At 72.1% G+C, this 25,966-nt stretch carries 21 protein-coding genes; 7 read left to right on the forward strand and 14 right to left on the reverse strand.

The genetic code is table 11. The features are described 5' to 3' along the window. Positions 1–8: 8 nt before the first annotated feature. The 6 genes from FB470_RS01000 to FB470_RS01025 are packed head-to-tail and all read right to left on the reverse strand — an operon-like array spanning position 9 to position 6,637. A complete protein-coding gene (locus tag FB470_RS01000) occupies positions 9–887 on the reverse strand; it encodes a crotonase/enoyl-CoA hydratase family protein (RefSeq protein ID WP_306987953.1) in 879 nt (292 codons plus the stop codon). Beyond that, a complete protein-coding gene (locus FB470_RS01005; RefSeq protein WP_306987954.1) occupies positions 872–1,657 on the reverse strand; it encodes an enoyl-CoA hydratase/isomerase family protein in 786 nt (261 codons plus the stop codon). The genes FB470_RS01000 and FB470_RS01005 overlap by 16 nt, the downstream gene beginning before the upstream one ends. Continuing rightward, positions 1,654–2,718: an acyl-CoA dehydrogenase family protein gene (locus tag FB470_RS01010; RefSeq protein ID WP_306987955.1), complete on the reverse strand. Its 1,065-nt coding sequence runs from the start codon at positions 2,716–2,718 to the stop codon at positions 1,654–1,656. Before FB470_RS01010 ends, FB470_RS01005 begins: the two co-directional genes overlap by 4 nt. 13 nt (positions 2,719–2,731) lie before the next feature. Further along, complete coding sequence (locus FB470_RS01015) at positions 2,732–3,904, reverse strand: acyl-CoA dehydrogenase family protein (protein WP_306987956.1); 1,173 nt, start codon at positions 3,902–3,904, stop codon at positions 2,732–2,734. Positions 3,905–3,944: 40 nt separating this feature from the next. Continuing rightward, the gene (locus FB470_RS01020; RefSeq protein WP_306987957.1) at positions 3,945–5,078 is read right to left on the reverse strand and encodes a thiolase family protein; all 1,134 of its coding nucleotides are present in this window, start codon (positions 5,076–5,078) and stop codon (positions 3,945–3,947) included. Beyond that, positions 5,063–6,637 (reverse strand): acyl-CoA synthetase, encoded by a 1,575-nt coding sequence (locus tag FB470_RS01025; RefSeq protein WP_306987959.1) that lies wholly within the window; start codon positions 6,635–6,637, stop codon positions 5,063–5,065. The genes FB470_RS01020 and FB470_RS01025 overlap by 16 nt, the downstream gene beginning before the upstream one ends. A gap of 93 nt (positions 6,638–6,730) precedes the next feature. On the opposite strand from FB470_RS01025, the gene FB470_RS01030 reads away from it, so the two are divergent. Together FB470_RS01030 and FB470_RS01035 are read left to right on the forward strand one after the other, a co-directional pair. Then, the gene (locus tag FB470_RS01030; protein ID WP_306987960.1) at positions 6,731–7,360 is read left to right on the forward strand and encodes a TetR/AcrR family transcriptional regulator; all 630 of its coding nucleotides are present in this window, start codon (positions 6,731–6,733) and stop codon (positions 7,358–7,360) included. A 64-nt stretch (positions 7,361–7,424) separates the two neighbouring features. Next, positions 7,425–9,011 carry a long-chain-fatty-acid--CoA ligase gene (locus tag FB470_RS01035; protein ID WP_306987962.1) on the forward strand — a complete coding sequence of 529 codons (1,587 nt, stop codon included), beginning with the start codon at positions 7,425–7,427 and terminating at the stop codon, positions 9,009–9,011. Between the two features lie 4 nt (positions 9,012–9,015). On the opposite strand, the gene FB470_RS01040 is transcribed toward FB470_RS01035, so the two are convergent. From FB470_RS01040 to FB470_RS01055, 4 genes are all read right to left on the reverse strand, one after another. Next, a complete protein-coding gene (locus FB470_RS01040) occupies positions 9,016–9,951 on the reverse strand; it encodes a hydroxymethylglutaryl-CoA lyase (RefSeq protein WP_306987963.1) in 936 nt (311 codons plus the stop codon). A gap of 745 nt (positions 9,952–10,696) precedes the next feature. Further along, complete coding sequence (locus tag FB470_RS01045; protein WP_306987965.1) at positions 10,697–11,809, reverse strand: NDMA-dependent alcohol dehydrogenase; 1,113 nt, start codon at positions 11,807–11,809, stop codon at positions 10,697–10,699. An 11-nt stretch (positions 11,810–11,820) separates the two neighbouring features. Continuing rightward, positions 11,821–13,320 (reverse strand): aldehyde dehydrogenase family protein, encoded by a 1,500-nt coding sequence (locus tag FB470_RS01050; RefSeq protein ID WP_306987967.1) that lies wholly within the window; start codon positions 13,318–13,320, stop codon positions 11,821–11,823. An 80-nt stretch (positions 13,321–13,400) separates the two neighbouring features. Further along, positions 13,401–15,002, reverse strand: a complete 1,602-nt coding sequence (locus FB470_RS01055; protein WP_306987968.1) for a sigma-54-dependent Fis family transcriptional regulator — start codon at positions 15,000–15,002, stop codon at positions 13,401–13,403. Positions 15,003–15,178: 176 nt separating this feature from the next. Here FB470_RS01055 and FB470_RS01060 point away from each other — a divergent pair, with 176 nt between their 5' ends. After that, positions 15,179–16,072 carry an alpha/beta fold hydrolase gene (locus tag FB470_RS01060; RefSeq protein WP_306987970.1) on the forward strand — a complete coding sequence of 298 codons (894 nt, stop codon included), beginning with the start codon at positions 15,179–15,181 and terminating at the stop codon, positions 16,070–16,072. On the opposite strand, the gene FB470_RS01065 is transcribed toward FB470_RS01060, so the two are convergent. From FB470_RS01065 to FB470_RS01080, 4 genes are all read right to left on the reverse strand, one after another. Then, the gene (locus FB470_RS01065) at positions 16,069–18,789 is read right to left on the reverse strand and encodes an FAD-binding and (Fe-S)-binding domain-containing protein (RefSeq protein ID WP_306999007.1); all 2,721 of its coding nucleotides are present in this window, start codon (positions 18,787–18,789) and stop codon (positions 16,069–16,071) included. The two genes, FB470_RS01060 and FB470_RS01065, sit on opposite strands and share 4 nt — an antisense overlap. Positions 18,790–18,887: 98 nt before the next feature. Continuing rightward, a complete protein-coding gene (locus FB470_RS01070; RefSeq protein ID WP_306987973.1) occupies positions 18,888–20,165 on the reverse strand; it encodes a hydroxyacid-oxoacid transhydrogenase in 1,278 nt (425 codons plus the stop codon). 11 nt (positions 20,166–20,176) lie between these two features. Further along, positions 20,177–20,374, reverse strand: a complete 198-nt coding sequence (locus FB470_RS01075) for a hypothetical protein (RefSeq protein WP_306987974.1) — start codon at positions 20,372–20,374, stop codon at positions 20,177–20,179. A gap of 58 nt (positions 20,375–20,432) precedes the next feature. Continuing rightward, positions 20,433–21,146 carry a GntR family transcriptional regulator gene (locus FB470_RS01080; RefSeq protein WP_306987976.1) on the reverse strand — a complete coding sequence of 238 codons (714 nt, stop codon included), beginning with the start codon at positions 21,144–21,146 and terminating at the stop codon, positions 20,433–20,435. Positions 21,147–21,207: 61 nt separating this feature from the next. Here FB470_RS01080 and FB470_RS01085 point away from each other — a divergent pair, with 61 nt between their 5' ends. The 4 genes from FB470_RS01085 to FB470_RS01100 are packed head-to-tail and all read left to right on the forward strand — an operon-like array spanning position 21,208 to position 25,927. Continuing rightward, positions 21,208–21,711: a 2Fe-2S iron-sulfur cluster-binding protein gene (locus tag FB470_RS01085; protein ID WP_306987978.1), complete on the forward strand. Its 504-nt coding sequence runs from the start codon at positions 21,208–21,210 to the stop codon at positions 21,709–21,711. Further along, positions 21,708–22,679, forward strand: coding sequence for an FAD binding domain-containing protein (locus FB470_RS01090; protein WP_306987979.1), 972 nt, complete (start codon positions 21,708–21,710; stop codon positions 22,677–22,679). Before FB470_RS01085 ends, FB470_RS01090 begins: the two co-directional genes overlap by 4 nt. Next, positions 22,676–24,748, forward strand: coding sequence for a xanthine dehydrogenase family protein molybdopterin-binding subunit (locus FB470_RS01095; RefSeq protein WP_306987981.1), 2,073 nt, complete (start codon positions 22,676–22,678; stop codon positions 24,746–24,748). Before FB470_RS01090 ends, FB470_RS01095 begins: the two co-directional genes overlap by 4 nt. A 30-nt stretch (positions 24,749–24,778) precedes the next feature. After that, complete coding sequence (locus FB470_RS01100) at positions 24,779–25,927, forward strand: epoxide hydrolase family protein (RefSeq protein WP_306987983.1); 1,149 nt, start codon at positions 24,779–24,781, stop codon at positions 25,925–25,927. The last annotated feature ends 39 nt before the right edge of the window (positions 25,928–25,966 follow it).

The following is a 25,966-nucleotide window of genomic DNA, read 5'->3' on the forward strand; positions in this document are numbered from 1 at the left end:
GCTCCCGCTCACGGGGTCCCGGGGAAGGGCGGGACCCCGTCCGGGTAGTCGTCGCTGACCCGGCCGGGGAAGGCCGGCGAGCGCTTCTCCAGGAAGGCCATCACGCCTTCCCTCGCGTCCTTGCCCGCGCCCATCTGCAGCAGCGCGCGGGAGTCCGCGCGGTGGGCGTCCCACGGCGTCGGCGAGCCGAGCATGCCCCACAGCAGCTGCCGTGACACCGCCACGGAGACCGCCGAGGTGTTGTCGGCGACCTCCCGCGCGATCGCCGTCGCGGCCGGGATCAGCTCGTCCGCGGGCACGACCCGGGAGACCAGTCCCCCCTCACGCGCCTCGGCCGCGTCGAACACCCGCCCGGTCGCCACCCACTCCATCGCCTGCGAGATGCCGACGACCCGCGGCAGGAACCACGACGACGCGGCCTCCAGGAGGATCCCGCGCCGAGCGAACACGAACCCGAACTTGGCGTTCTCACTGGCGATCCGGATGTCCATCGGCAGCGACATCGTCACGCCGACGCCCACCGCCGGGCCGTTGAACGCCCCGATCACGACCTTCTTGCACGCCGCGATCCGCAGCGCCACGGCGCCACCGGCGTCGCGCGGCACGCCGTCGATGTCGCCGAACCCCGTCACCTCGCCGATCTCGTCCTTGTTGAACGTACCGGCACCACGCTCGAGGTCCGCGCCCGCGCAGAACCCGCGCCCGGCGCCGGTCACCACGACGACGCGCACCGAGTCGTCGGCGTCCACCTCGTCGAACGCCGCCACCAGCTCGTGCGCCATCTCCAGCGTGAACGCGTTCAGCCGTGACGGCCGGTTCAGCGTGATCGTGGCAATCCCGTCGGAGACCTGGTAGATGATCTCGTCGTAACTCACCGCACCGCCCATCGTCCCGTGTACTTCGCTTCGGTCCTGCCGAGGAACGCCTCGAACGCGGCCGGCGCGTCCTCGGTCGCGAAGTTGACCGCCTGTGCCCGCGCCTCGCCCTCCAACGCTTCACGCAGCGTCCGGCTCGCCCCCTCTTCGAGGAGCTTCTTGCTCAGCGCCAGCGCGATCGGCGGCGCGGCCGCCAGCTCCGCCGCCAGTTCGTCCACAAAGGAGTCCAGCTCGCCCGCCGGTTTCACCCAGGTGACCAGCCCCAGCTCGCGCGCCTGCGCCGCGTCGATCATCTCGGCCCGCAGCGCGAGCCGTTTCGCCTGCTGCATCCCGACCAGCCGGGGCAGCAGCCACGACCCGCCGAAGTCCAGCGACAGCCCGCGCTTGGCGAAGATCTGGCTGAACCGCGCCCGCTCGGAGGCCACCACGAAGTCGCAGCCGAGCGCGAGGTTCCACCCCGCGCCGACCGCGACCCCGTCGACCTTCGCGATCGTCGGCTTGGTGATCTCGTTCAGCGCCAGTGCGACGTCGTTGACCCGGTGCATGGCGGTCAGCGGGTGGCCGCCGCGCTCCGCACCGAGGTCGGCGCCCGCGCTGAAGTCGCCGTCGGCACCGGTGACCACGACGACCCGGACGGCGTCGTCGCGCTCGGTCTCCCGGAACGCGTCGAGCAGCCCGTCCCAGGTCGCGAGGTCGATCGCGTTCTTCCGGTGCGGCCGGTTGATCGTCACGGTCGCCACCGCGCCCGCGCGGCTCACCAGGACCGGGTCCTCCTCGGTCACCGAACCTCCGCCAGCCGCCCGGCGAGCCGGGCCAGCTGCTCGTCCTGGCCGCCGAACAGCAGCTCGCTGCTCTTGGCCCGCTTGTAGTACAGGTGCGCGTCGTGTTCCCAGGTGTAGCCGATGCCGCCGTGCAGCTGCAGCCCGGAAGCCGCTGCCGCGAAGTACGCCGGTCCGGTGAACACCTGGGTGGTGGCCGCGGCCAGCGGCAGAGCCTCCGGCTCGTGGTCGGCCACCCAGGCCGCGTGGCGCAGCAGGGATTCGGCGCGTTCGCTCGTGCTGTAGAGGTCCGCGCACGCGTGCTTGACCGACTGGTACGACCCGATGGCGCGGCCGAACTGCACCCGCACCTTGGCGTACTCGACGGTCGTCTCCAGCACCTTCGCGATCCCGCCGACCTGCTCCGCCGCCAGGGCCACGGACGCGAGGTCGCGCACCTTCTCCAGCACCGCCGCCGGATCCGCCGTGTCGAGCCGGCGCGCCGGGGTGGCGGAGAACTCCAGCTTCGCCTGACCGCGCGTCGGGTCGAGCGTCGTCAGCGGTGTGCGCCGCGCGTCTTCGGCCACGAACCACCCGGACTCCGTGTAGACCACGAAGACGTCGGCGACGTCGCCGGAGATGACGAACGGTGCGGTCCCCTCCAGCACCCAGCCGCCGTCGCGCTCGGTGGCGGCCACCGGAGCCGGTCCCCACGAACCGTCCACACCGGACACGGCGACGGCCCCGATCCTCTCGCCGGAGGCCAGCGCCGGCAGGAGTCCGGTGTCGCCCAGCGCCATCAGCGCGTCGACCGCCAGAACGGCGGAGGCGAGGAACGGCACCGGCGCCAGGGCACGGCCCAGTTCCTCGAGCACCAGGCACCGTTCGACGTGTCCCGCGCCGGCGCCGCCGTGCTCCTCCGGCACGACGAGCCCGGTCAACCCCAGCTCGGCCAGGTGCCGCCACAGCACGCGGTCGTAGCTCTCGTCACCGTCCACAACGGAACGGACGTGGTTGTGGTCGGCGAGCAGTTTGCGCACCGTCGACCGCAGTTGCTGCTGTTCGGTGTCGAGCACCAGCTGCACGATCCCTCTCCTCTCAGGCGGGGCGCTGCGTGCCCACCCGCAGCTCGCGGAAGGGCACGTCCCGGTCGACGACGGGTTCGCGGGGCAGTCCGAGGATCCGGTCCCCGATGATCGTGCGCTGGATCTGGTCGGTGCCGCCGGCGATGCTCGACGACGGCGTCTGGTTGATCGCCAGCGCCAGTTCGTCGCCCGCCGGGTCGTCCGGGTCCCACGCGGCGACCCGTGGCCCGCCGATCAGCCCGGCGACCGCCACGGCCTGCTGCATCAACTGGGCGCCGGCCAGCTTGGCGACCGAGCCGCGGGCGCCCGGCGGCGTGCCGGCGTCGGCCTCCTGCCGCAGCCGCGTGTTGAACAGCGCCAGCGCCCGCTCCGCCGCGTACAGCTTCGCCAGCTCGGCCTGGACGACCGGATCGGTGTCGCGGCCGTACTTGCGCGCGGTCTCGGCGAGGTTCGCGTGTGCCAGCGGGTCGTGCCGCTTGCGCACGAACCCGCCGATGGACACGCGCTCGTGGCCGAGCATCGTGACCGCGGCGAGCCAGCCCTGGCCGACCTGCCCGAGGACCGCGTCGGCCGGGACCCGGAGGTTCTCGAAGTACACCTCGTTGAACGGCGCGCGCCCGGTCATGTCCTTCAGGGGCCGCACGGTGACCGCCGGGTCGTGCATGTCGATGAGGAACATGGTCAGGCCCTGGTGCTTGGGCACGTCCGGGTCGGTGCGGGCGAGCAGCGCGCCGAAATCGGCGAGGTGCGCGACCGTCGTCCACACCTTCTGCCCGTTGATCACCCACTCGTCCCCGTCCCGGACCGCGCGGGTCTGCAGGCTCGCGACGTCGGACCCGGCGCCCGGCTCGGAGAACAGCTGGCACCAGATCTCGTCGCCGCGCAGCAGCGGCGGGATGTAGCGCGCCTTCTGCTCGGGCGTGCCCAGGTCGACGATCGTCGGACCGCACATGCCCATGCCGATGCGGAACACCGAGGTGGGCAGGTCGTAGCGGGCCGACTCCTGATCGAAGATCTGCTGCTCGGCGGCGGTGAGACCCTGCCCGCCGAACTCCTCGGGCCAGGTGATGCCGGCGAATCCCGCGTCGTAGAGCGCGGTCTGGAACCGCTTGGCCGTCTCCAGCTCCTCGTCGCCCGGCACGTTGGCGGCGAGCCACGCCCGGACCTTCTCACGGAACTCGCTCATGCCGCCTCCTGTCCGCTCGATGATTCGCTCGCAAGCCCGCTCATGCGATCAGCTCCAGGATCGTGGCGTTGGCCTGCCCGCCGCCTTCGCACATGGTCTGCAGGCCGTAGCGGATGCCGGCCGCGCGCATGTGGTGCACGAGCGTGGTCATGATGCGCGCACCGCTCGCGCCGAGCGGGTGGCCGAGCGCGATCGCGCCGCCGTGCGGGTTGAGCGCCTTGGCGTCAGCGCCGGTCTCCGCGAGCCACGCCATCGGCACCGGCGCGAACGCCTCGTTGACCTCGAACACGCCGATGTCGGAGATCGACAGACCGCTGCGCTGCAGGGCCTTCCGCGTGGCCGGGATGGGCGCGGTCAGCATGATCACCGGGTCGTCCCCGGCGAGCACGGCGGTGTGCACGCGGGCGATCGGCCGCAGCCCGAGCTGGGCCGCCTTCTCGCTGGTGGTCATCAGCAGCGCGGCCGCGCCGTCGCTGATCTGCGAGCTGTTGCCCGCGGTGATGACGCCATCTTCGCGGAACGCGGGCTTGAGCTTGGCCAGCTTCTCCAGCGACCCGCCACGCCGCACGCCCTCGTCGGCCGTGACCCCGGCCAGCGGCAGCAGCTGCTCGTCGAACGCGCCCGAGTCCTGCGCGGCGGCCGCCTTCTCGTGCGAGGCCAGCGAGAACTCGTCGACCTGGGTGCGGGACAGGCCCCACCGTTCGACGATCATCTCCGCGCCGATGCCCTGGTTGGGCCGCACGTTGTCGTAGCGGGTCAGGACCTGCTCGCCCAGCGGGTTCTTCCCCTGCGCGGAAAAGCCCATCGGCACGCGGCTCATCGACTCGACCCCGCCGGCCACCACCACGTCGTAGTGGCCCGCGATCAGCCCGGCGGCGGCGAAGTGCACGCTCTGCTGCGACGAGCCGCACTGCCGGTCCACGGTCACGCCGGTGACGCTCTCCGGCCAGCCCGCGGCCAGCACCGCGTTGCGGCCGATGTCGCCGGTCTGCTCACCGGCCTGGCTGACACAACCCCACACCACGTCCTCGACCTCGGCCGGGTCGATCCCGCTCCGCTCGGCGAGGCCGCGCAGCACGTGCGCCGACAGGTCCACCGGGTGCACCCCGGACAGGCCGCCGTCCCGCTTGCCCACCGGCGTCCGCACCGCTTCCACGATCACCGCGTCCCGCACGGCTCCTCCTCCTGGTTCGCCGCGGCCGGAGCCGCGTACTTCTCCTTGAGCCGCCGCTTCACCAGTTTCCCGGTGGGGGTGCGGGGCAACTCGTCCACGAAGTCCACGCTGCGGGGCGCCTTGTAGTGCGCGATCCGCTCGCGGACGTAGGCCAGCAGCTCGGCTTCCAGCTCGGGTCCCGGCGTCACGCCGGGCGCGGGCTGGACGACGGCCTTGACCGCCTCCCCCATCTCCTCGTCCGGCACGCCGATCACGCCGACGTCGAACACCGCGGGGTGCAGCGCGAGCGCGTCCTCGACCTCTTGCGGATAGATGTTCACCCCGCCGGAAATGATCATGAACGCCTTGCGGTCGGTGAGGTAGAGGAAGCCGTCCTCGTCGAGGTAGCCGACGTCACCGGTGGTGGTCCACGTCGGGTGCTCGGGGTGCTGCGCCTCGCGGGTCTTGACCTCGTCGCCGTGGTAGGTGAACGGCACCTCGTCGCGTTCGAAGTAGACGGTTCCGACTTCGCCCGTGGGCAGCAGCTTGCCCTCGTCGTCGCAGATCTTCGCGACGCCGACCACCGCGCGGCCCACCGATCCCGGCTTGGCCAGCCACTGCTCGCTGTCGATGAACGTCATGCCCGCGCCCTCGGTCGAGGCGTAGTACTCGTAGAGGACCGGCCCCCACCACTCGATCATCGCGCGCTTGACCTCGACCGGGCACGGCGCGGCGGCGTGCACCGCCACGCGGTGGCTGGACAGGTCGTAGCGGGAGCGGACCTCGCCGGGCAGCTTGAGCATCCGGACGAACATCGTCGGCACCCACTGGCTGTGCGTGACGCGGTGGGTCTCGATGGCGCGCAGGGCCGCCTCGGCGTCGAAGCGCTCCATCATCACCACGGTGCCGCCGAGGCGGTGCACGGTGGCCCCGAACCGCAGCGGCGCGGCGTGGTAGACCGGCGCCGGCGACAGGTAGACCGCGTCCGGGCCGAAGCCGTACATGTGCTGCAGAACCGGGGACAGGACGTCACCCGGCTCGTCCACCTGGCGGTCGGGCAGCTCGACCTTGATGCCCTTCGGACGGCCGGTGGTGCCCGAGGAGTACAGCATGTCGGCGCCCGAGGGCTGGTCCGCGGGCCGCTCCGGCGAGCCGGTCGCCAGGAAGTCGTCGTAGTCCGCGTAGCCGTCGGCCTCGCCGCCGTAGACCAGCTTGACCGGCAGGTCCGGGAGCAGCTCGGCCACCGCGCGGGCCAGCGGGCCGAGCGCGGCCGAGACGATCAGCGCCTGCGCGCCGCTGTCGCGCACGATGTAGGCGACCTCGGGCGGCGCGAGGTGGCTGTTGACCGCCGCCACGTAGCGGCCGGACCGCATCGCCGCCCAGTAGACCTCGTAGGCCCGCACGGAGTTGTCGCTGAGCAGGGCGACGGTGGCGCCACGGCCCAGACCGGCACCGGTCAGGGCGTCGGCCAGGCGGGTGGACCGCTCGTCGAGCTCGCCGTAGGTCAGCCGCTCCCCCGAGCCGGCCATGATGACGGCGGGTTTGTCGGGATCGGCGTCGGCGTGGGTACCCGGGTACATGCGGCTCCTCCTCGAACCGTGGACTCCCCTGCGAGAGTGCAAGGATTCGGCGTAACAGTCAACACCGACTGTTAACGGGTTATGGTGATCCTCGTGGTGACCGAAACCCGGAACCGGCAGGACCGCGCGGCCGGCACCCGGACGTTGATCCTGGACGCGGCCGTGGCGTGCCTGGTCGAGCTCGGCTACGCCGGCGCGTCCACTTTGGCCATCCAGGCCAAGGCCGGGGTGTCGCGCGGACGCCTCCTGCACCACTTCCCGTCGCGGGACGAGCTGCTGGTCGCGGCCACCCAGCACCTCACCTCGACCCGGCTGGCGCAGATCGAGGACCAGGTCGCCGAGCAGCTCGCCGGCGAGCCGGAGGGGCCGCGGCGGGTCGAGAAGTGCATCGAGCTGCTGTGGACGACCTTCCACGAGCCCGTGTTCTGGGCCGCGGTCGAGCTGTGGACCGCGGCGCGGACCAACCCGGCGCTGGCCGCGGCGCTGCGGCCGGAGGAGCGCGCGTTGCGGGACGCGATCCGCCGGGTCGGCGAGCGGATCTGGGGACCGGCGGTGTGCGCGCACCCCAACTACCCCGAGCTGGGCGAACTGCTGTTCACCAGCATGCGGGGCGCGGCGCTGCCCTACGCGTTCGAGGACCGGCGCCGGCCCTTGACCGACCCGCACCTCGCGCTGTGGAAGTCGCTCGCGCGGCGCCTGCTCTTCACCGACGGTCAGTGTTGACTGTTTCCCCGGGCGCACGGTAGAAACGCGGTTACCCTGACCCACCGGATCGCCGAGGTTGCCGATGTCCGGAGCTGTCGAAGTGCCCCGCCTGCTGGGGCGCGGGATGACCATGGGCGACCAGCTCGCCCGCCACGCACGCAAGCAGGGCGACGAGCCCGCCTACACCTTCGAAGGCGCCACCCTCACCTACCGGCAGTTCGACACGCGCGTGAGCCGGCTGGCCAACGCGCTGCGCGACCGGGGCGTCGGCTACGGCGACCGGGTCGTGGTGCTCGGGCTGAACACGCTGGAGGTGATCGAGGCCTACTTCGCCTCGACCCGGCTGGGCGCGATCTGCGTGCCGGTGAACTTCCGGCTGGTGGCGGACGAGATCGCCTACGTCCTCAACGACAGCGGAGCGCGGGCGAGCGTGGTCCACGCGGCGCTCGCTCCCGCGCTGGCCAAGGCCAGGGAGCAGGTCGAGGCGCCGGGCCCGTGCCTGGTGTTCGGCGGCGCGTTCGAGGGCATGGAGGACTACGAGGACGCGCTGGCCGGGGCCTCGCCGGAGTTCGACGAGATCGCGGTGGACGAGCAGGACCCCGCGTTCATCATGTACACCTCGGGCACCACGGGCCGGCCGAAGGGCGCCGTGCTCACGCACCACAACCTGCTCATGCACGCGTTCAGCAACATGGCCTCGCTCGAGACCGGGCCCGGCGACAAGGTGTGGCTCGCGGCGGCGCCCCTGTTCCACATCGCCGGGCTGTCCGGGATGCTGCCGAACCTCCTGCTCGGCGGGCGCACGGTGCTGCTGCCGAGCGGCCAGTTCGACCCGGTGGCGGTCGTGGACCTGATGGAGCGCGAGCGGGTGTCGTCGGTGTTCCTGGTGCCCGCGCAGTGGCAGGCGATCGTCAACGTGCCCGGGATCGCGGAGCGGGACCTGTCGTGCCTGACGAAGATCTCGTGGGGTGCGGCACCCGCGTCGACGACCCTGCTGCGCACGTTGATCGACACGTTCCCGCAGGCCGAGGTGACCACGGCGTTCGGGCAGACCGAGTGCAGCCCGGTGACCACGCTGCTGCGCGGCGAGGACTCGATCCGCAAGATCGGGTCGGTCGGGACGCCGATGCTCAACGTCGAGGTGCGCGTGGTCGACGACGACATGAACGACGTCCCGCAGGGCGAGGTCGGCGAGATCGTCTACCGCAGCCCGATGGTGATGAAGGAGTACTGGAACAAGCCCGCCGAGACGGCCGAGGCCTTCCGCGGCGGGTGGTTCCACTCCGGTGACCTGGTGCGGCAGGACGAGGACGGCTACTACTTCGTGGTGGACCGCAAGAAGGACATGATCATCTCCGGCGGGGAGAACATCTACTGCGCCGAGGTGGAGAACGTCCTGGCGGCGCACCCGAAGATCGGGGAAGTCGCGTTGATCGGCATGCCGGACGAGAAGTGGGGCGAGACACCGCTGGCGGTGATCGCGCCGCGCACGCCCGGTGACGCGCCCACCGCCGCCGAACTGGAGGAGTGGTGCCTCGACCGGCTGGCGCGGTACAAGCGGCCGCGGAAGATCGCGGTGGTGCCGGCCCTGCCCCGGAATCCCAGCGGCAAGGTGCTGAAGACGCAGCTGCGGGCCGACCGGGAGGCCGGGAAGCTGCCGGTCGAGTAGCCGGTCAGCCGCCGGTGAGGGCCTTCACGACGCGCGACGGGCTGGGGCGGCCGAGCTGCTGCGCCATCCAGGCGCTCGTCCGCACCAGCGCGTCGAGGTCGACGCCGTGGTCGATGCCGAGCCCGTCGAGCATCCACACCAGGTCCTCGGTGGCCAGGTTGCCCGTGGCGGCCTTCGCGTAGGGGCAGCCGCCGAGACCGCCGGCCGAAGAGTCCACTGTGGTCACTCCGGCCCGCAGGGCGGCGAGGGTGTTGGACAGCGCCTGACCGTAGGTGTCGTGGAAGTGCACGGCGAGCCGGGTGACGTCGTCGAAGGCTCCGAGGACGGCCTCGACGTGCCCCGGCGTGGCGACGCCGATGGTGTCGCCGAGGGAGAGCTGGAAGCAGCCCATGTCCAGTAGCCGGCGCCCGGCCGTGACGACCTGGTCGACGGCCACCGCGCCTTCCCAGGGGTCGCCGAAGCACATCGAGAGGTAGGCGCGCACTTCCAGGCCCTCGTGCCGGGCCCGCCGCACGACCGGCTCGAACATCGCGAACTGCTCGTCGAAGGAGCGGTTGAGGTTCTTCCGGGCGAACGTCTCGGTGGCACTGCCGAAGATCGCGATGGACTCCACACCCAGTGCCAGTGCCCGGTCGAGGCCGCGTTCGTTGGGGACGAGCACCGGGTACCGGACGTTCTCACGCCGGTCCAGCTTGGCGAGGAGGTCGTCGGCGTCGGCGAGCTGCGGGACCCATTTGGGGTGCACGAAGCTGGTCGCCTCGAGCGTCCCCAGGCCCGCCGCGGCCAGCCGGTCGAGGAACTCGAGCTTGGTGCCGAGGCCGACGACGGTCTGTTCGTTCTGCAGCCCGTCGCGAGGCCCCACTTCCCAGATCGTGACCCGCGACGGCAACTCCCCCCGCGACGGCTCCCGCTGGGGCAGGTTCAGATCTCGCACACTCACCGATGTCCACCTCCACCCCTAGGTTAACGCTGACTAACGCAGGGCGCCAGGGGCGGTCGGCACGAGCGCCCTGCCCCAAAAAGGAGCTGGGTGGTCATCCCGTCGCCTGAGGCCGTCTCGATCACTGTGAGCCAGGCCCGCACCCCCGGCACCCGCGCGAGATGACATGCCAAGCTTGCGGGCCTGGCTCACAGTGATAGGCCTCAATCAGGCGACGGGATGACCACCCAGCGACCCCCCTGCATGAGGTGAGATGACTGCACTCCCCGGTCATCCCGGAGCCTGCCCGTCCGGCGAGGACATTCTTTTGATCTTTTTCTCTGGCCTTCGGCCCGGGGCGCCTACGGCGCCGAACGGTCGCCTTGGGCTCGACCTCCCCCGCCCCCTCCGGCTGGATGGTTTCGGTCGCCGAGCAGACGTGTCAAGGCGGGAAAGAGTACCTTGACACGCCTGGTCGGCGACCAAAGACGGGCTGGGGATCGGGGGCGGGGGAGGTCTGGGGACGCCGTGTGTCGCCTCGCGTTGCCGGCCGCCTGGAGGGGTTTGGGGGAGGTCTGGGAAGGTCGCACCTCGCCTGGCGTCGCCGGGTTCCGGTTCGGGTTGTGGTCCCGCGTCACCTCGCGTTGCCGGGTGCCTGGGGGTGCAGGCTCCAGCCACTCTCCGCAACCCATCCCCGTCCCCAGCCACCCAAAAGACCTGGACACCGGCCGGGCGGCGCACTCCGGCGCCGCCCGGCCTGCAGCTCTCACTGGCCGTGCACCACCACGCCGCGGATGTTCTTGCCCGCCACCAGGTCCTCGTACCCCTGGTTCACGTCCTCCAGCCGGTACGTGTTGGTCACCAGCTCGTCGAGCTTGAGCGTCCCCGCCTGGTAGAGGTCCAGCATCTTCAGGATGTCCCGCTGCGGGTTGCCCGAACCGAACAAACTGCCTTTGATCGTCTTCTCCCACAGGGTCAGCACGGCGCCGGACACGTGGATGGTGGCCTTCGCCGGGTCGGCCAGGCCGGTCACCACGACCACCCCGCCCTTGCCGACCACGTCGAATGCCGCCGACATGACCTCCTCGTCCACGACCCCGACCGTCACCAGCGCCTTGTCCGCCCCCTGCCCGCGGGTCAGCTCGGTGACGACCTCGTGCGCCTCCGCCGCGGTGGCGAACGCGTGCGTGGCGCCCAGTTTCACCGCGGTGTCCCGCTTGACGGCCAACGGGTCGACGACCACGACGTTCTTCGCCCCGGCGTGCGCGGCGCCCTGCACCGAGTTGATGCCGATCCCGCCGATCCCGTAGACGACCACGGTTTCCCCAGGACGGACGTCCCCCGCGTACACCGCGGTTCCCCACCCGGTCGGCACACCGCAGCCGACCAGCACCGCCGTCTCCAGTGGCACGCTATCGTCCACTTTGACCACCGAGTGCTGCGAAATGGTCGAGTACTCGGCGAAAGTCCCGAGCATGCACATCTGCCCGTAGTCCGTCCCACCCGAGTGGAACCGGAAACTGCCGTCCGGGAAACTGCCCTCCAGGATCGTCGCCCCCATGTCGCACAGGCTCTGGTGCCCCGTCGCGCAGTACCGGCACGTGCCGCAGTTGGGGATGAACGAGCACACGACGTGGTCACCGGGCTTGACCTTCGTGACGCCCGGCCCGACCTCCTCGATGATGCCCGCACCCTCGTGCCCGCCGACGATCGGGAACCGCGGCGGCAGGTCGCCGTCGGACAGGTGCAGGTCCGAGTGGCACAACCCGGCCGCCACGTAGCGGATGAGGACCTCGCCCTCCCTGGGGCCGTCCAGGTCCAGCTCGGTGATCTCGAACGGGGTCCGGAAGTCCCGCAGAACGGCTGCCTTGACCTTCATCGGAAGTCCTTTCAGAGCGCGACGTTGACGGCTTTGGTCTGGGTGTAGAGGTCGATGGCCTCGGCGCCGAGCTCGCGGCCCCAGCCGGACTGCTTGTAGCCCCCGAACGGGATCGCGGTGTCGAACCCGTTGTAACAGTTGACCCACACCGAACCGGCCTTGATCTGCTTGGCCACCCGGTGCGCCTTGGAGATGTCCCGCGTCCAGATCCCCGCGGCGAGGCCGTATTCGGTGTTGTTCGCCGCCGCCGCGAGACCGTCCCCGGCGGAGAACGGGATCGCCGCGACGACCGGGCCGAAGATCTCCTCCCGCACCACACTCATGTCCTCGCGCACGTCGACCAGCACGGTCGGTTCGACGTAGTAGCCGGAGTCGCCGTGGCGGCCGCCGCCGGTGAGGGCGCGGGCGCCGTCGGCGATGCCCTGCCGCAGGTAGCTGGTGACGCGGTCGAGCTGCTCCTGCGACACGAGCGGCCCCAGCTGGGTCGTCGGGTCCAGGCCGGGCCCGATCTTGACCTGGCTCGCGAACTCGGCCACCCCGGCGGTGAACTCGTCGAAGATCGAGTCCTCGACGAACAGGCGCGTGCCCGCGACGCAGCACTGTCCGTGGTTGAACAGCCAGGCGTTGGCCGAGCCGGGGATCGCGGCCTCCAGGTCGGCGTCGGCGAACACGATGTTGGGGCTCTTGCCGCCCAGCTCCAGCGACACCTTCTTCAGGTTGCCCCTGGCCGCGTCGACGATCTTCTTGCCCACCTCGGTGGAGCCGGTGAACGCGACCTTGTCGACGTCGTCGTGCGCGGCCAGCGCGGCGCCCGCGTCGCCGAACCCGGTGACGATGTTGACCACGCCCGCGGGGAAACCGGCCTCGAGGAACAGCTCGCCGAGCAGCAGCGCGGTGAGCGGGGTCTGCTCGGCCGGCTTGAGGATCACCGTGTTGCCCGCGGCGAGCGCGGGGGCGAGCTTGAACGCCGCCATCACCAGCGGGAAGTTCCACGGGATGATCTGCGCGCACACCCCGACCGGCTCGCGCAGCGTGTAGGCGTGCCACTGGCTGCCCGGGATCCACGGCACCGACGGGGTGATCGTGCGACCCTCGATCTTCGTGGCCCAGCCCGCGTAGTAGTGGAAGATGTCGGCCGACCAGGCGACGTCGACCCCCTGCGCGACGGCCACGGACTTGCCGTTGTCGAGCGCCTCCAGCTGCGCGAACTGCTCGGCACGTGCAAGCAGCAGGTCGCCCATGCGCCAGATCAGGCGCTGCCGCTCCGACGGTGTGGTCCGCGACCACGGCCCGTCGTCGAACGCCCGCCGCGCGGCCGCGACCGCCCGGTCGACGTCCTCGGCGGCACCGTGCGCCACCTCGGTGATCTTCTCCCCCGTCGCGGGGTCGAACGTGGAGAACGTGCGGCCCGACGCCGCGTTCACCCACTGCCCGCCGATCAGCAGCTGCTTGGTCCCGGACACGAACTCGCGCACCGGCTGCCCGACGGCCTGCTCCGCTACCGCTGTCACACCAACCTCCTCGTCGTGGACGTGGCGGTAATGGTGACGTGGGCAACAGCGGGCTAACCGTGTCAAGTTGACACAGCGGGTCAGCTCAGGCCGAGGCTCCGGACGCGCCGGTGCAGGGTGGAGCGGCTGATGCCGAGCGCCTTGGCGGCGTGCGCCTTGTTGCCGCCGCAGTCGCGCAGCGCGGCGGCGATCGCGTCGTGCTCGAGCTGCTCGATCGGGCTCAGGCGACGGGCCTTCGGGCTGCACCGGTAGGCCTCGGGCAGGTCGCGCGGCAGCACGTCACCGCAGGCGCGGGCGGCGGCGACGTGCCGGACGAGCGCCTTGAGCTCGCGCAGGTTGCCCGGCCACGGCTGGGCGGCGAGGACCTCCAGCGTGCTCGGCACGAACCGGAGCGTGCAGCCCAGGTCGGCCAGCATCGCCGCGACCAGCGCGGGCAGCTCGTCGCGCCGGGCCCGCAGCGGGGGCAGCTCGCGACGGGCGATGCAACGGCTGGCGAGGTCGGCGGCCGGACCGGTCAGCTCGGCCGCGGGCGGGCCGGTGAGCGCGAACCAGCCGCGATCCATGACGGCGGCGATCCGCGCGGCCGACGCGGCGGGCAGCAGGGCGATGTTCTCGATCACCAGCAGTCCGGCGTGCGTGGCGACGAGCTGATCGAGGGTGGGCGTCCAGTGTTCGGCGTCGACGGCGTCGAGGACCGCGAGCGCGGCTTCGCCGGCGAGCTCGCGCGCGACGGTCGAGCGGCCGGTGCCGGGCTCGCCGCTGATGAGGACGTGGGTCCGCTGCTCGCGGTAGGCCGCGAAGTCGCGGTGCACCGGACGCGGGGTGGCGCGCCGCGGGATCGCCTGGACGTCGGGCGGTTCGAGCTCGAACAGCACACCGGAGGCGCCGGTGATGCGTTCGAACGCCACCCCGGTTTCGCGGCCCGAGGACAGCCGCACGGTGCGGGTCTGCCGGACGCCGAAGGGTGCGTCCATGGCCAGCCCGCGCAGGACCGCGTGGTCGGCGGCGTCGAGCAGGTCGGTCGCCGCGGCGTTGGCCAGCACCACGTCGTCGCCGAGGACCAGGACCGGGCGCAGCCGGTTGAGGGCGGCGGCCTGGTAGGCGGCGAGCATGCGCTGCTCCGCGGCGCGGGAGCCTTCCAGCAGGCGATGTTCGATGTCGGCGACCGCCCGGCGCAGGAACGGTCCCAGCAGCGGGTTGGCGTGCTCGGCGGGACAGGTGATGTCCAGGACGCCCTCCAGCCGGCGCGTCACCGGGTGGACGATCGGGTGGCCGTAGCAGGCGAAGGCCTTGAAGCTGTCGATGAAGTGCTCGTGCCCGTGCACCGCGAGCCCCTGGCGCAGCTCGAAGACGGTGGCGATCGAGTTGGTGCCGGTGTTCTCCTCGGTGAAGCGCGTGCCGGGGACGACGCCGAGGCGGTCGAGGGTCGCTTCCAGCCGGCGCTCCCCGAACCGGCGGTCGACGATCCACGCGTCGCGGTCGGCGAGGATGAGGCTGAACGCGGTGTCGGCGAGTTCGCGGGTGGCCTGGTCGAGCACCGGTTCGGCGGCGAGGACCAGCCGGCTGCGGCGGTCGATGTCCTCGACGGTCAGGGTGTCGACGGCGGCGTCCGGCCGGAGCCCGGACAGCTCGGCCCGCCGCCAGGACAGGGCGATCTCGGGCCGCAGCGCTCCGCTCTCCATCCCGCCTCCCTCGGCGCCGAAGACCGAGCCACGTTAGCAACGGTTAACGCCGCTGGTCGAGGCCGTGCCCCCATCCGGGGGCGGGCGTGCCGCGGCGACCGGGTCCAAAGCCCCTGGTGGCGGGCGTCGACGGGGAGTGCAATCGACGTCCAGCCCGGCGGGAGGAGTGATGGCCGGTGGACACCAACGGGTTCGGTGACCTCAAAGCCGTGTGCGTCAACGGCACGCCACTGGCGTACCGGGAGGCGGGCGCGGGTGAGCCGGTCGTGTTCGTGCACGGCGGGATCAGCGACCTGCGCACCTGGTCCGGACAGGTCGCCGGGTTGTCCGACGGCTACCGGTGCATCGCCTACAGCCGCCGGTTCGCGCGCCCCAATCCGGACATCGAGCCCGGGCAGGACGATCAGCTGATCCCGCACAGCGACGACCTCGCGGCGTTCCTGACCGCGCTCGGCGCGGCTCCGGCGCACCTGGTGGGCAACTCGTGGGGCGGATTCGTGTGCCTGTACACCGCGATCCGGCACCCGGACGTGGTGCGCAGCCTGGTTCTCGAGGAACCGCCGGTGGTCTCGCTGGTGATCGGTCCGCGCAACCGCCCGCACCCCGGCACCACGTTGGGCAACCTGGTGCGCCACCCGGCCCGCACCGCGACGGTCCTGCGGTTCGGCGCGCGCACGATGGCACCCGTGCAGAAGGCGTTCCGCCGCGGCGACGAGGACGCCGCGCTGCGGACCTTCACCCGGGGAGTGCTCGGTGCCGGCGTGGCCGACCGGATCACCCCGGCCCGGCGGACGCAGATGCGGGAGAACGCCAGTGCGCTCCGGGCGCAGATGCTGGGTGCGGGGTTTCCGCCGCTGGACCCGGCGCAGGTCCGCGCGGTGCGCGTGCCGGCGCTGCTGGTGTCGGGCGAGCTCAGCCCGAAGATGATGTCGGCGATGACCGAGTACCTCGCGGAGCTGCTGCCGGTGGTCGAGCGGGTCCGGATCCCCGGCGGGTCCCACCTCATGCACGAGGACCGGCCGGATGCGGTCAACGCGGCCATCCGCGAATTCCTGCGCCGGGCGGCCTAACGGTTGCCGCGCTCCAGCGCACGCGCCAGCACCTGCGCGAGGTGCAGGGCCCGCCGTCCGGTGAGGTCGTCGATCTGGGTGCGGCAGCTGAAGCCGTCCGCGAGCACCATCGTGTCGTCGGACGCGGCTTCGATCTCCGGCACCAGCACCCGGTTGGCCGCGCCGACCGACACCTCGTAGTGCCCCTTCTCCACGCCGAAGTTCCCGGCGAGCCCGCAGCAGCCGGAGTCGAGCGTGCGGTTGGCGACGCCGACGCGCCGCAACAGCCGCTCGTCGGGGGCGTTGCCCATCACCGCGTGCTGGTGGCAGTGCTGCTGCGTGATCGCCTCGGCTTCCACGGCGGGGAACTCCACGTCCGGCGCGTACTGCTCGAGGAACTCCGCCAGGGTGAAGGCCCGCGACGGCAGCCCGTGCAGCTCGTCGGAGTCGAACAGTTCGCGCGCGTCGTGCCGGAACACCGCCAGGCAGCTCGGTTCCAGCCCCACCACGGGGGTCCCGGCTTCCAGCTCGGGCCGCAGCACGCGCAACGTCCGCCGCAGCACCCGCCGCGCCACGCCCAGCTGCCCGGTGGAGATCCAGGTCAGCCCGCAGCACACCGACGACGACGGCAGCACCACGTCGAACCCGGCGTGCTCCAGCACCCGCACCGCGTCGTGCCCGACCTCCGGGGACAGGAAGTTCGTGAACGTGTCCGGCCACAGCAGCACCTTGCGCCGGCCGCGGTCCCGCCCGGCGAACCCGCGCCGGAACGTCCGGGGCGCGAACCGCGGCAGCGACCGTTCCGGCGTGATGCCGCCGGCCTTCTTCACCAGCCCGGACAACCGCCCGCCCAGCACGCGGTTGACCGCCCCCGGCGCGGCCGACGCGAGCCGCGCCAGCACGGGCAGGAACCCGAGCGTGTAGTGACTGGCGGGGCGCAACCGGCCCGCGTAGTGCTGGTGCAGGAACTCCGCCTTGTACGAGGCCATGTCGACGTTGACCGGGCAGTCGGACAGGCATCCCTTGCACGCCAGGCACAGGTCCAGGGCCTCGAGGACCTCCGCCGACCGCCACCCGCCGGTCACGGTCTCGCCGCGCATCATCTCGAACAGCATGTGCGACCGCCCGCGCGTCGAGTGCTCCTCGCGCCCGGTGACCATGTAGCTCGGGCACATCACACCCGACGACTTGTCGACACACGCCCCGACGCCGACGCACCGCCGGGTCGCGGTCGCCAGGCTGCCGCCGTCGTGCGGGTACTTCAGCGTCAGCGGCAGCGGCCGGACGGGCCCGTCGAACCGCAGGTCGGCGTCCAGCGGCCGCGGGTGCACGAGGTTGCCCGGGTTGAGCAGGTCCGCCGGGTCCCAGATGGCCTTGAACCGCTCGAACAGCGCCAGGACCTCCGGCGGGTACATGCGGGACAGCAGTTCCGCGCGTGCCTGTCCGTCGCCGTGCTCGCCGGACAGCGAACCGCCGTGCCGCACCACGAGATCGGCCGCGTCCTCCATGAACGACCGGAACTGGCGCCGGCCCTCCTCGGTGGTGAGGCCGAAGTTGATGCGCACGTGCACGCAGCCCTCGCCGAAGTGTCCGTACGGGACACCGCGCAGGCCGTACTTCGCCAGCAGGGCGCGGAAATCCCTCAGGTAGAGGCCGAGGTTCGCGGGCGGGACGGCGGAGTCCTCCCAGCCCGGCCACGCCTCCGAGCCGTCGGCCATCCGGGTGACGATGCCCGCGGCGGCCTCCCGCACCGACCACAGCACCCGCTGGTCGGCGGGCCGTGCCTCCACCACGGTCGCCGCGCCGGTCTCGCGTTCCAGCACCGTCGCGACCTCCCCGGCGCGCGCCGCCGCGTCGGCCGGGTCGGCTCCGCCGACCTCGACGAACAACCACCCGCGTCCCTCGGGCAGCAGGTCGACCGCCGGGTGGGACCGGCGCACCAGCAGTGAGTCGATCAGGTCGCGGCCCATGCCCTCGACGGTCAGCGGCCGCAGCGGCAGCACGGACGGCACGGCGTCGGCGGCCGCGACGTCGTCGGCGTATCCCGCGACGACCAGCGCACGGGCCGCGGGCGCGGGCACCAGCCGCACGGTGATCTCGGTCAGCAGCACGCACGTGCCTTCGGTGCCGACCAGCGCGCGCACCAGGTTCGTCCCGTTCTCCGGCAGCAGCTGGTCCAGCGCGTACCCCGACACCCGCCGCGGGATCGACGGGAACGCCGTGCGCAGCAGGGCCAGGTTGTCCAGCGCGAGCCGCTTCGAGGCCTCGACGCGCGGATCCTCGGGCAGCGACGGGCCGATCTCCAGCCGGGTCCCGTCGGCGGTCAGCACGCCGAGCGCGACCACGTTGTCCGCCGTCCGCCCCCACGCCACGGAATGCGACCCGCACGCGTCGTTGCCGACCATGCCGCCGAGGGTGCACCGGCTGTGCGTCGACGGGTCCGGCCCGAACGTCAGGCCGTGCGGGGCCGCCGCCGCGCGCAACGCGTCGAGCACCACGCCGGGTTGCACGCGCGCGGTCCGCGTCCGCGGGTCGATCTCGAGCACGCGGTTGAGGTGGCGGCTGTAGTCGACGATGACCCCGCGCCCGAGCGCCTGCCCGCCGATGCTGGTGCCGGCGCCCCGCGCGGTGATCGGGACGCCGTGCTCCCGGCACAGCCGGACGGTCGTCTCCAGGTCCTCCACAGTGGACGGGAACACGACGGCCAGCGGCACGTGCCGGTAGTTCGACGCGTCCATGCTGTAGGTGGCGCGCGCCGTCGTGCCGGACTCCACCTCACCCGTGAGCGCGCGGCCCAGCTCCGCCAGGAACCGCTCCTCCGCCACCACCGTCGTGCTCACCAGTTCTCGATCGACCGGGCGAAGATCGCCGCCAGGTCCTCGCCGCGCACCGGCCGCGGCGAGATGGTCAGCAGGCGCTCCTGCTTGAGCGTGCCCTCGACCAGCTCGTCGATGTCGTCCTCGTCGTAGCCGACGCCGCCGATCCCGTTGGGGATGCCGATGTCGCGCATCAACGACGACAGCACGAACGGCAGCTGGTCGACCGGGTTCTGCTGCTCGGGCGCACGCGGGTCGAGGATCCGCGCGGCCCGCAGGTGCTTGTCCGGGTTCGTCGGAAAGGTGAACCGGAACGCCGCCGGAGCGGTCAGCGACACCGACTCGCCGTGCGGCACCATCGGCTCGTCCTGCGGGTAGTTCTTCGGCCGGTACTCCTTGACGCGGCCCGCGATCGGGTACGCGCAGGCGTGCGGGATGTGCACACCGGCGTTGCCGAAGCCCATGCCGGCGAAGGTCGCGGCCAGCATCATGTCGGTGCGGGCGGCCAGGTCACCGCCGTTGAGCACGGCCCGCCGGAACGAGCGGGCCAGCAGGCTGAGGGCCTGTTCGGTCCAGGCGTCCGAGATCGGGTTCGACCCGCAGTAGGCGGCCCGGGTCTCGGGGCGGTGGCGCGCGAAGGAGTCGAACGGCTTGGCGGTGTAGGACTCCAGGGCGTGGCACAGCACGTCCATGCCGCTGGCGGCGGTCACCTCGGGCGGCATGCTCAGCGTCAGCAGCGGGTCGACGACCGCCATCGTCGGCCGCAGCCGCGGGTGGCTGATGCCGGACTTCACCTTCAGGTCGAGGAAGTCCATGATGCACACCGGCGTCGTCTCCGAGCCGGTGCCGGCCGTGGTGGGCACCGCGACGAGCGGCTTGAGCGGCCCGGCCGGCGCCTTGCCCTGCCCGATCGGCTTGTTGACGTAGTCGTAGAGGTCGGCCGGGTGGGTGGTCATGAGGTTCACGGCCTTCGCGGTGTCGATCGACGAGCCGCCGCCGACCGCGATGAACCCGTCCCACGACGACTGCTTCGCGAAGTCCACGGCGGCCTGGATGCTCACGTCGGTCGGTTCGACGTGCACCTGGTCGTAGACCTCGACGGTCAGCCCGCCGGCCTTGGCGGCGTCGGCGACGCGCTGCGGCACGCCGGTGGCCGCGATACCGGGGTCGGTGACCAGGAGGACCCGCTCGGCGCCCATCTGCGCCAGGTCCCACCCGATCTCGTCGACGGCGCCGGGCCCGAACTTCAGCGGCGTGGCGCCCCAGGTGAACACGGTCTCGTTGAGGTACTCGGTCACGGGAATCCCTTTCAGCCGAAGTGCCCGTGGTGAGCGAACGGGAGGGTGGCGGCCTGGCCGGGGCCGGCCTCGGGCAGCTCCACCCGCAGGGACATCGTCCCCCCGGTGTGGCCCGGTGTCTCGATGACGCTGACGCCCGGCGCGAGGCCGGCGGCACCGGGAATCCCGGTGAGCACCGGATGGGTGGGGCACGCCGTCGGTGCTGTCATCTGCGCCTCCCTGTGCCTCGCGATCCCGCGCGGTTCAGGGTGGCATGTAGCATGCTACTCAGTCAACGCCGGGGTACGCGGTCCACTCCAGCGACACCGGCGGGAGCGCGTCCCCGCTGGCAGCGGCCTCCTGGCTGATGAGGAGGCGGCCGGTGTGCAGCAGGTGCGCGCGCATCGATTCGGCCGCTTCGCCCGCCTTGCCCGCCTCGATGAGGGCGTAGATCTCCTCGTGCTCGGCGAGGATGTCGGTCAGGCTGCGCGAGGTGTCGACGGTCGAGGCGCCGCGCAGCAGGACCATGTCGCGCAGCGAGTCGATGTAGCGGGCGAGCCGGACGTTCCCGGACGCGGAGTTGATGACCTCGTGGAAGCGCCGGTCGGCGGCCATGAAGGTGGCCTCGTCGTGCTTCTCGGCGGCCACGCGCATCGCCTTGAGCTGGGCGTTGAGCTCCTTCACCCACGCCGCGGTCCGCTGGGTCACCGCGCGGTAGGTGGCGGGAACCTCCAGCAGCAGCCGGATCGCGAAGACCTCCTCGAGGTCGTGCAGGGAGGTCTGCAGGATCCGCACGCCGCGGTTGCGCTCGAACCGCACCATGCCGCGCTCGGCGAGCTGGATCAGCGCCTCACGCACCGGCGTGCGGGACACGCCCAGGCGCTCGGCGAGGTCGTGCACCGAGTAAAGGCTGCCGGCGACGAGCTCGCCGTTGACGATGGCCGTTTTGAGCTCGGCAAGGATCTTCCCGGCGAGGTTGGCGTCGTTCCCGATCTGCCGCATCCGGGCATTTTCCCACGACGCGGGCCGTTTCACGCCCGGCCCGCCGGGTACGCCCCCGGCTATGGACGCGGAGATCACCTTGCGTGTCGACGGCGCCACGCACCGGCTGACGCTCGACAGCCGCACCACCCTCCTCGACGCCCTGCGCGAACGGCTGGGCATCACGAGCCCCAAGAAGGGCTGCGACCACGGCCAGTGCGGCGCCTGCACGGTCCTGGTCGGCGGTCGCCGGGTGCTGTCGTGCCTGTCGCTGGCCGTCGCGCAGAACGGCGCCGAGGTCACCACGGCAGCGGGGCTGGCGCCCGACGGCGAGCTGCACCCGGTGCAGCGCGCGTTCCTCGAGCACGACGGCTTCCAGTGCGGCTACTGCACCCCGGGCCAGATCTGCTCCGCCGTCGGGATGCTCGACGAGGTCGAACAGGGCTGGCCGAGCCATGCCAGCCCGGACGTCAGCGCCCGGCCCACCCTCACCCGCGCCGAGATCTCCGAGCGGATGAGCGGCAACCTGTGCCGGTGCGCCGCCTACGACGGGATCGTGGACGCGATCGAGGAGGCGGCGCGGTGAAGCCGTTCGCCTACGACTCCCCCACCGACGCCGTCACCGCCGTCCGCGCGGTGGCGGACGACCCGTCCGCGGTGTTCCTGGCCGGCGGGACGAACCTGGTCGACCACCTCAAGCTCGGCATCGCGCGGCCGGGCCGGGTCGTCGACGTCACCGGGCTGACCTCCACCGAGATCACCGAGAGCGACGGCGGGCTCTCGATCGGCGCGGGGGTGCGCAACAGCGACCTGGCCGCCGACCCGCGCGTGCGGTCCCGCTACCCGGTGCTGGCCGAGTCGCTGCTCGCCGGCGCGTCCGGCCAGCTGCGCAACATGGCGACCACCGGCGGGAACCCGTTGCAGCGCACGCGGTGCGTCTACTTCCAGGACGTCACGACCCCGTGCAACAAGCGCACACCCGGCTCCGGCTGCTCCGCGATCGGCGGATACACCCGCTACCACGCGATCCTCGGCGCCTCCGAGCACTGCGTCGCGACCCACCCGTCGGACATGGCGGTCGCGCTGGCCGCGCTCGGCGCTTCGGTCCGGGTACTGGGGCCCGACGGCGAGCGCACGATCCCGTTCACCGAGCTCCACCGCCTGCCCGGCGACTCACCGGAGAAGGACACGGTCCTCGGGCACGGCGAGCTGATCACCGCCATCGACCTGCCCGCCCCGCCCGGCGGCCGGCAGCGGTACCGCAAGGTGCGCGACCGCGCGTCCTACGCGTTCGCGCTGGTGTCCGTGGCGGCCGTGCTGGACGTCGCGGACGGGACGATCCGCGACGCTCGCGTCGCGTTCGGCGGTGTCGCGCACAAGCCGTGGCGGGCGTGGCAGGCCGAAGACGCGCTGCGCGGCGCGCGCGTGTCGGACGCGGTGTTCCGGGAGGCCGCCGAGGCCGAGCTGGCGCAGGCGGAACCCGTGCCGGGCACCGAGTTCAAGGTCCCGCTGCTGACCCGAACCCTCGTCTCCGTGCTCCGGGAGCTGACATGACCGCGATCGGCGAGCCGCTGGTGCGGCGGGACGGTGCGCGCAAGGTCACCGGCTCGGCCACCTACGCCTACGAAACCCCGGCCGACGCGCCGTTGTTCTGCCACCCCGTGCAGGCCACCGTCGCGCGCGGCCGGATCTCCGCGATCCACACGGCCGAGGCCGAGGTGCTGGACGGGGTGCTGGACGTGATCACCTACCGCACCGCCGAACGGCTCGCGTCCACAGAGGACGCCGAGCTGGCGCTGCTGCAGGACCGCGAGGTGGCCTTCCGCGGCCAGGTGATCGGGCTGGTGGTGGCCGAGACCTCGGAGATCGCCCGGCACGGCGCGGAACTGGTGGTCGTGGACTACCTCGAGCACGAGCACGACACCGAGCTGTCCGCCGAGCGCGACGACCTGTACAAGCCGGAGAAGGTCAACCCCGCGTTCCCGGCCGACACCGGCACCGGTGACGTCGACGCGGCCATGGCGTCCGCGGACGTGACGGTCGAGCAGACCTACCGCACGGCGATGTACCACAACAACCCGCTGGAGCCGCACGCGACGACGGCGTTGTGGGACGACGACTTCCTGACCCTGTGGGACTCCACACAGGGCGTGCACCCGTCGCGGAAGGCGGTCGCGAAGGTGTTCGGCCTGCCCGCGGAGCGGGTGCGGGTCGTGTGCCCGTTCGTCGGCGGCGGGTTCGGGTCGAAGGGACTGCCGCACGCCAACGTCGTGCTGGCGGCGATGGCCGCCCGGGCCCACCCGGGGCGGCCGGTGAAGCTCGCGCTGACGCGGCAGCAGATGTTCTCCCTGGCCGGGTACCGGACGCCGACGATCCAGAAGATGCGGCTGGGCGCGACCCGCGACGGCGAGCTGACCGCGCTCGGGCTGGACGTCGTCGAGCAGACCTCGCGCATCAAGGAGTTCGCGGAGCAGACCGCACTGCCGTCGCGGATGATGTACGCGGCACCCAACCGCCGCACCACGCACCGGCTGGCCGCGCTGGACGTGCCGGTGCCGTCGTGGATGCGCGCGCCGGGCGAGTGTCCCGGCATGTTCGGGCCCGAGGTGGCGATGGACGAGCTCGCCTACGAGCTGGGCCTCGACCCGGTCGAGCTGCGGGTGCGCAACGAGCCGGAGGTGGACCCGGAGTCGGGCAACCCGTTCTCCAGCCGTCACCTGGTCGAGTGCCTGCGGGAGGGGGCCCGGCGGTTCGGCTGGGACTCGCGGGACCCGCGGCCCGGCGTGCGGCTGGAGGACGGCTGGCTGGTCGGGACCGGTGTGGCCGCGTCGGTGTACCCGTCGAGCACCCGGGCCGGGACGACGGCACGGGTGCGGTTCTCCCAGGGCCGGTACGCGGTGGAGATCGGCGCGGCGGACCTGGGGACCGGGGCGTGGACGGTGCTGCCGCAGATCGCCGCGGACGCGCTGGACGTGCCGGTCGAGGAGATCGACATCCGGATCGGCGACACCGACTACCCGGTGGCCGCGGTGGCCGGCGGTTCGGCGGGCACCGCCACCTGGGGTTCGGCGATCGTGGAGGCGGCGCGGACGTTCCGCGACAAGTTCGGCCGCGACCCCGCCGACGGCGACGAGGCCGACGCGACCACCACGGACAACCCGGCGCGGAAGAAGTACGCGATGTACGCGTTCGGGGCGCAGTTCGCCGAGGCGCGGGTGCACGCCGACACCGGGGAGATCCGGGTGCCGCGGCTGCTCGGGGTGTTCGCCGCCGGCCGGATCATCAACCCCCGCACCGCGCGGTCGCAGTTCCTCGGCGGCATGACGATGGGTCTGTCGATGGCGCTGCACGAGGAGAGCGTGTGGGATCCGCGGTTCGGTCAGGTGGTCAACCACGACCTCGCCGAGTACCACGTGTCGGTGAACGCCGACGTCGACGACATCCAGGCGCACTGGCTCGACGAGGAGGACGCTCACGTGAACGCCCTGGGCGCCAAGGGGATCGGCGAGATCGGGATCGTCGGTACCGCGGCGGCCGTCGTGAACGCGGTCTTCCACGCGACGGGGGTGCGGGTGCGGGAGCTGCCGGTCACGCTGGACAAGGTGCTGCCGGCGTTGCCGTGAATTGTCGGTGGGTGTCGTTATGGTCGGCGCATGGAGGACTTCCGGATCGCCGTCGCCGAGGGTGAGCTGGCCGACCTGCGGGACCGTCTGGCGCGCACGCGCTGGCCGGATGCCGAAACGGTGGACGACTGGTCGCAGGGCGTGCCGCTGGCGTACCTGAGGTCGCTGTGCGCGTACTGGGCGGACGGCTACGACTGGCGTGCGTTCGAGAAGCGGGTGAACGCGCTGCCGCAGTACCGCACGGTGGTCGACGGTCTCGGGATCCACTTCCTGCACGTGCGCTCGCCGCATCCGGGGGCGCTGCCGCTGGTGCTGACGAACGGCTGGCCGGGGTCGGTCGTGGAGTACCTGGACGTGATCGGGCCGTTGACCGATCCGGTGGCGCACGGCGGGTCCGCGTCCGACGCCTTCCACGTCGTGTGCCCGACGCTGCCCGGCTACGGCTTCAGCGACAAGCCTTCCGCGCCGGGGTGGGGTGTGCAGCGGATCGCGGACGCGTGGGCCGAGCTGATGGCTCGTCTGGGTTACGCGCGGTACGGCGCGCACGGGAGCGACTGGGGCAACAGCGTCACGACCGCGCTGGGGCAGCAGCATCCCGGGGTGCTGGCCGGCATCCACGTGCAGCCCCCGATCGCCGCTCCCGACCCGGCGACGTTCTCCGATCTGACCGATCGCGAGCGGTCCGCGCTGGAGTCGCTGGCCGTGTCGGAGTCCCAGGAGTCGGGGTACGCCGCGGAGCAGTCGACGAAGCCGCAGACCGTCGGGTACGGGCTGGTGGACTCGCCGGTGGCGTTGTGCGCGTGGATCGTGGAGAAATACCGGTCGTGGATCGACTTCGAGGGTGACCCCGAGGAGTTGCTGACGCGCGACACGATCCTGGACAACGTCAGCCTGTACTGGTTCACCCGCAGCGGCGCGTCGTCGGCGCGGTTGTACTGGGAGAGCTTCAGGCAGGTGTCCGAGTGGTTCAGCAAGTCCACAACGGACACCGTCCGGGTGCCGGCGGGCTGCTCGGTGTTCCCCCGCGAGGTCCCCCGCCCGTCCCGCCGCTGGGCGGCCCGCCGCTACACCGACATCCGCTACTGGAACGAGCCGGCGCGCGGAGGCCACTTCGCGGCACTCGAACAGCCCGAGTTGTGGGTCGCGGAACTCCGCAACTTCTTCCGCCTGGTCCGGTGACCGGAGTCCCGCTCCGCAACAGGTCCGGCATCCGTACGC

This window comes from Amycolatopsis thermophila (genome assembly GCF_030814215.1).
Lineage (GTDB): Bacteria > Actinomycetota > Actinomycetes > Mycobacteriales > Pseudonocardiaceae > Amycolatopsis_E > Amycolatopsis_E thermophila.